Source organism: Streptococcus mitis, assembly GCF_001579035.1.
Lineage (GTDB): Bacteria > Bacillota > Bacilli > Lactobacillales > Streptococcaceae > Streptococcus > Streptococcus mitis_J.
In genome coordinates this window covers 1-6,303 of record NZ_KQ970288.1, presented here as the reverse complement: position 1 = coordinate 6,303, position 6,303 = coordinate 1, and the positions used below count along the sequence as shown (strand labels likewise).

The 6,303-nt window shown below is 37.7% G+C and carries 1 protein-coding gene; it reads left to right on the top strand.

The genetic code is table 11. The features are described from left to right. Window positions 1-124: 124 nt before the first annotated feature. The coding region (locus SMIDD26_RS11655) for a Rib/alpha-like domain-containing protein (RefSeq protein WP_167747484.1) at window positions 125-6,303 on the top strand (6,179 nt) is incomplete at its 3' end.

The following is a 6,303-nucleotide window of genomic DNA, read 5'->3' as shown; positions in this document are numbered from 1 at the left end:
TGCCGAGGTAACTGCGAAAGTAGCTACATCAGATAGTGTTAATAGTAATAACACTACAGCAGCTGCAAAAGTAGGTGAGCGTATTGCTCCAACATTTGAATTCAATTCAAAATATACAGAAGTAGTGAATGGACAACGTGTAGTTTATGTTACACCAACAGAAAACTTATCAAATGGTTCTATTACATTAGGAACAGTAAAAGATAATTCTGGTAAGTTATTAGAAACAGTATTATTCCAAGGGAATGGTACATCTACAAACTTAGATTTTGGATTGAACTATAATGAAAAAACTAAAACTACTAATGGCGATTTTAATGCACCACACGATATTGTAATTACGGGGAAAGTTCCAAAAATTAATCCAAATACGAATAATATCTGGGGAAATAACGATTCATTAGTAACACGTTATGTTTCAGCGATGGATGCTGCGGAAAATCAATTAAAAGATACAACAAACCAAAATTCAAATCCATTACGTGTACAGTTTAAGATTCTGACACAAGCAGCTAAGTATGTTCCACATGTGACTTCACAAGCGGTTAATAAAGACATTACTGCAAATGGAGCAGTTTTAACAGCTGATGAATTTAATGCGATTAAACCTAATATTAGTTTTACAGCGACTAAAGGTGATGTAAAAGTAGCGTATAATACGCCAGATATGAACATTACCATGAATGAGAATGGTGCAGTAAAACGTAATTCGAATGGTACTTATTATGTTGGTGCAACAGTTACTTATCCTGATGGAACAAGTGAAGTAATTCAAATTCCAGTTGAAAAATCAGATAAAATTCCACCAACTGTAAAAATGAATGGTAAAGAGTTGACTGAAAATGCAGCAGACAATCATTTCATTATTTATAGAGGTGCTAACTTCAATCCAACATTTGAAGTGAATGATAATTCTGGAGTAACAACTTATCTAAAAGCAGAAGGTATTCCAAATGGTGTTTGGTTCAATAAACAAGGAAACGCTGATTCTCCTAAGACAGGCAACATGGCGAACAAGACACAGTATCAATTAACAACAAACAACACAGTTGATAGTACTGCACCTTTAGGAGACCGTGAAGCACGTGTTACTGTAAAAGACGCGCTAAATAACGAGAAAACTTATAAATTCAAATATACGATTGTAGACGTTGATGTTAAAGATAGTCCTAAGAATGTTCGATTAAACTCACAATTAGGAGATCCACATCATTTCTTGACAACTACAGCAGCCAACAGAGTTAATTCAGACGATAAGTATTTCCCAGACGGAATGCGATTCAAATGGATTAAGAATAATCAAGAAGTAGCACAGTCTACAACATTACCGACAGCGGGAAATATTACAGATTATAAAGTAGTTGCTGAGTTTGCAAATGGCGCAAGAAGCTATGAAAAAACTATTGATGGTAAGACTGTAACGATTTATACACCTGCTAAAGTTGAAAAACCAGTAACTCTGATTGTAACAGAAGATTCACCACCGACTGTTAAGATGACAAATCCATCGAATAATCAAATAACTGAATTATCAGGAGATGATTCAAACTCTCCAATTGTGACTATTTATAGAAATGGTCAATTAGATATTCCGTTAAGCTTCTATGATAATGAAGCAACAGGACGTGTAAATCTTCAATATGTAGAAGGATTGCCAAAAGGTGTAACATTTGGTGGAACGAATAATACAGTTTCGGTTACAGGTGCAGTGGCAAATGCCAATGGCACACATACAATTTCAGGACGTGTTGCAGCTGACGCGACATTAGGAATGTCTACAGTAACTATGAAAGTATCAGATGGTGCTAATGGTGTAGCTTCTGGAAACCAAGGAGAAGTGAAATTCCGTATCCGTGTATTAGATGTTGACTTTGAAGAAGCAAAATCACCAGAGCCAAATCAAAGTTCTATTACTGTAGAAACAAATGTAGGTGACAGCATTCTGGATCCAAACTACTACTTAACAGTAAATGATGGAACAAACCGTACAGATCAAGGTAATTTCCCTAATGGAATGACATTCCGTTATGTAAGTATTGATGGAAGAACAACAACTCGTACCCTTCAATATAATGCTCCAGGACAATATACTGTTAGAGCAAGAGCTTATTTCCCAGAGAACTATGCGGGAACAAAAGGAATCGGTGAAGTAGTTTCTGGACAAAGTGGAGATAATACAGAAATCAATGGACGTCGTTATATTGAAAAAACAATTGTCTTCAAAGTAAAACCAACAACTCCTGTAGTTGCACCGCAAGATAATGGGGATGTAACAATTACCCAACTGAATGAAACAAATGTAAATCGTCTAAAAGTAACATATACTACTCAGGGAGATAATCCACAAGAAGTAACGTATACAGCATCTAAAAATGGAGATACATGGTTATTTGGATCAAATGTTCCAATTACGATTGATAGCACTACAGGTACTGTAAAAATTAAAGACCGTTTAGTACAAGATGGTTCAACTGTAAAAGTGCAAGCAATTACTCGTGACCAAATTGGAAGTAACGAAGGTACAGGTGATGCTAAACCGGGTGACGCGATTTATCCAACGGTTGATTTCCAAAATACGGAAACAGATTCAGAAGGAAATCGCGTAGTCTATATCACACCGACAGAAACAACTGACTTACCAGTAGCAACGTTGAATGACAATTCAGGGAAATTAGTATCTGCTAATTTTGTTGGGTATGATGGTTCTGCAACTAATTTATCAAATGTAAGTCTTGATTTTAAAAATAAAGTTGTTAAAGATAGTGCAGAAACACAACACAATGCACCAATTACCTTAAATGTTACAGGTACATTACCAAAACAAAATCCAAATGGAAATCGTTTGTGGAATGATGGCGAGAAATTTGCGCATATTTATGCGAATGCAGAGGATGCTGCCGGAAATGTCTTACATGGTTCTCCAGGAACTAAAGAGAATAGTCCAAGTAGTAAAACTCGTGTAGTGCTTAGAGTTAAAACACAAGCAACGAAATATACACCGACTGTAACGACTCCACAAATTACTCGTGATATTAGACAGCCTAATTCGACATTAACTGATGGCGAATTTAATAGTATTAAAGACACGTTAACATTCAAAGCGGATAAAGGTGCAGTGAATATCCAGAAAGATACAGCGAACTTAACATTTACATCGAACAAAGAAGTAAATAAAAATGCTGATGGTTCGTTATATATCACAGCAACTGTGTCGTATCCAGATGGTTCTGCTGAGGAGATTCAAATTCCAGTAAATGCTCCGGCACAAAAAGAATTTTATACACCAACGGCAGTTGAGAAAACTGTAGAAAAAGATAGCGAACCAGAAGCTAGAGACAGTATATCAAACGCGTCAAACTTACCAACAAACACAAAGTTTGCATGGAAGACAGGGACTTTAGATACATCAACACCAGGAGTAAAACAAGCGACAGTAACGGTAACCTATTCAGATAAATCAAGTGAAGAAGTAACAGCTACGGTGAACGTTAGACCAACGCAACCAACGGTAACTTCAGCAAACGGAGATGTTACGATAACTCCTGTAGATGAACCGAATGTTACTAAATTAGTAGTAAGTTATACTCCAGCAGACAGTAATCAATTGGAAGATAATGGCACAGTGACGAAAACTCCTCAAACGGCTACAACGATTGAGGCTAATAAGGGTGCTGATAACCAATGGACAATTACAAGTGGTGGAAAAGATGGTATTAGTATTAGTATTGATGCAACTACTGGTGCAATTACCTTGAAAGACCAAGTTGTAAAAGACCAGACAAGTGTGACTGCTAAAGTTTCTGCTCAAAATATCGAAAGTATTGCAGGAACTGGAACGGCTACTGATGGTGACCAAACAAAACCAGTGATCGGAGCTTCTTCACAAATAGTAGAAGTTGGAAATACGCTTAATATTCCTCTTAACCTATCAGATGGAACAGGTGTAGGTATTGACGAAGGTAATATTAAAGTTACAAACTTACCAACAGGTCTAAGCTATAATACAACTACTAAATCAATTACGGGTACTTTGGGTACAGTTTCTAACAATACTGTTACAGTAGCTGTCTTAGACAAGAACGGTAATAAAGCAGACAAGACAATTACGATTACAGCTGTTAAACCAAAAGCAATTTACGCTATTAAAGATGCAACTATTGAAAATGTTGATAATGCAGCTAATTTTGTAGAAGTACCTGAAGGGGTTACTGCATCATGGAAAGACAATGACAAACCATCAACGGCAACAGTAGGAACTACGAATAAAATTGTGACGGTTAGTGCAAATGGTGCGAATACTGAAATAACGATTCCGGTAACGGTATATCCGAAAGTAACTTATCGTAAGGTAGGCGGCGAAGAAGTGAAGACCTACTACGAAATCGTTGGACAACCGTTGACGTCAAGATTAGTTTCAGGCGGTGGTAGTTTTAAGGATGTAACTCCAGACTACTATATAGAGTTTGAAGGAGGTACAAAGCCAAAAGGAACTCGTGTTGAATTTGAAGGTGGTGCACCTGCGGATACAAGTACAACAGCGGGTGTAACAACTAAAACAATTAAAGTAACATATCCGAATGTTGAAGAAAGTGTTACGAAAGAAATTACCTTCAAGACTTATGGTAATGAAGTGAAATACAAAGATGGAAAAGACTCTATCGAGACAACGGTTGGGACTACTGTTACTGCAAGAAACAGTGTCAAGTTAAGTAATCCAAATCTTCCAAATCCAAGCGAAACTTTTATTGGTTGGTGGAAAAACAATAAACCATACACCCCAGATAATAAAATTGGGGAACATACAGAAAATGTTAACGTTTGGTATGGCGGTACTGTGCGGAAGGATCGAGGAGATAATACAAATAACTACAGTGACCAAAACATTGGTGTGAATATAACCATCAAACCACAAGCACCGAGAATTGCTACGGATGCTTTCTATGGTAAAGGAGCTACTAGACCAGCGGTTACCGTTAGTAATATTCCGACCTCTAATCAGTTAGAGGAAAATGCTAGGGTAACGGTGGAATTGTACCAAGGCGGTAACAAAGTTGCTTCTAAAGAGTTAAGTCGCGATGAGGTAACTCAAGGAGCAGGTTCAGTTAATTTCGATACCACTAATTATACTTCTAATCTAGCTCTTGGAGAAAAAGTTCATGCGGTGGTTAAAGTTGCGGGTGGTAGCGGAAATACTGCATATGACTTATCATCTGCAAATAGTAATGATGTCCAAGTCACTCCTCAAAAACCAACTTTTGACGCAACTGCGGTTACTTCAACTAGTCGTACACTAAGTGGTACATTGGGTGGATTCGAAGCAACTAATAGAGTGGTAGAATTACATCTGAATGATGAAGCTAATACAGTATTGTCAAGTGCGCGTAATGAAGTAACTTTAACTGGAGATAAATGGACAGCTACGCTTCCTGACACTGTAAAACTTCGCCAATCAGTTGCTAAAAATGGAGAAACTGCCAAATCATCAGGTATTACAGTAGAGAATAAGGTTGCAGGTACGACAATCTCTACTACAAGTGATGCAAAAGAAGTCACAATGGGTGCTTACTCTGTATCACCGACCATTGCGGGTAGCAAACATATTGATATTACAGTGCCACATGATGCCAAACGAGTAGAATTACGCTTCCATAACAGTACGGAAACAGGAGATAAACCAAATAGTATCACTCTTGTACGTGGCGCAGATGGTACTTGGCACACAGATGCAACTCGTGCTGAAAATACTACTGTGACAGATGCAAATGGATATGTTGGAACAATTACTTCTACTCCAAGCACTACTAATCCAGCAGAAAATGTTATTACTATTCCTATAAATGAAGAAAGTAACGGTAAGAAACTTCACATTAGAGAAGAAGCTGCTAACGGGGATAATACAGCAACCTACGGCAAAGGACTAGGTTTGCGTGTAGAATACCAACCAGAAGCAAGACAAGATCCAACAGCAGCTGGAAACTGGAAAGTCGCTAATGTTACGAATACAGCGCCTGTTCTAGAACATAGAGGAACAGAAGGAACTACTGAAGCTAATCGAAAAGTCTACCCATCAAGAACAAGCATTACTAAAGAAATGTTAGCAGAGTTAGTAACAGTGACAGATCCAGAAGATGGTGCGACAGATGCGAATAATAAACCATACGGCTCATCAACAATAGAAATCGTATCTGGATTAACAGAAACACCAGGAAAAGCAACAGCTCCTGGCATTTACACAGTTACTCTAAAAGCTACTGATAGCCAAGGAAGAGAAAGTAATGAGTTGACTGTGTATGTTGAGGTGAG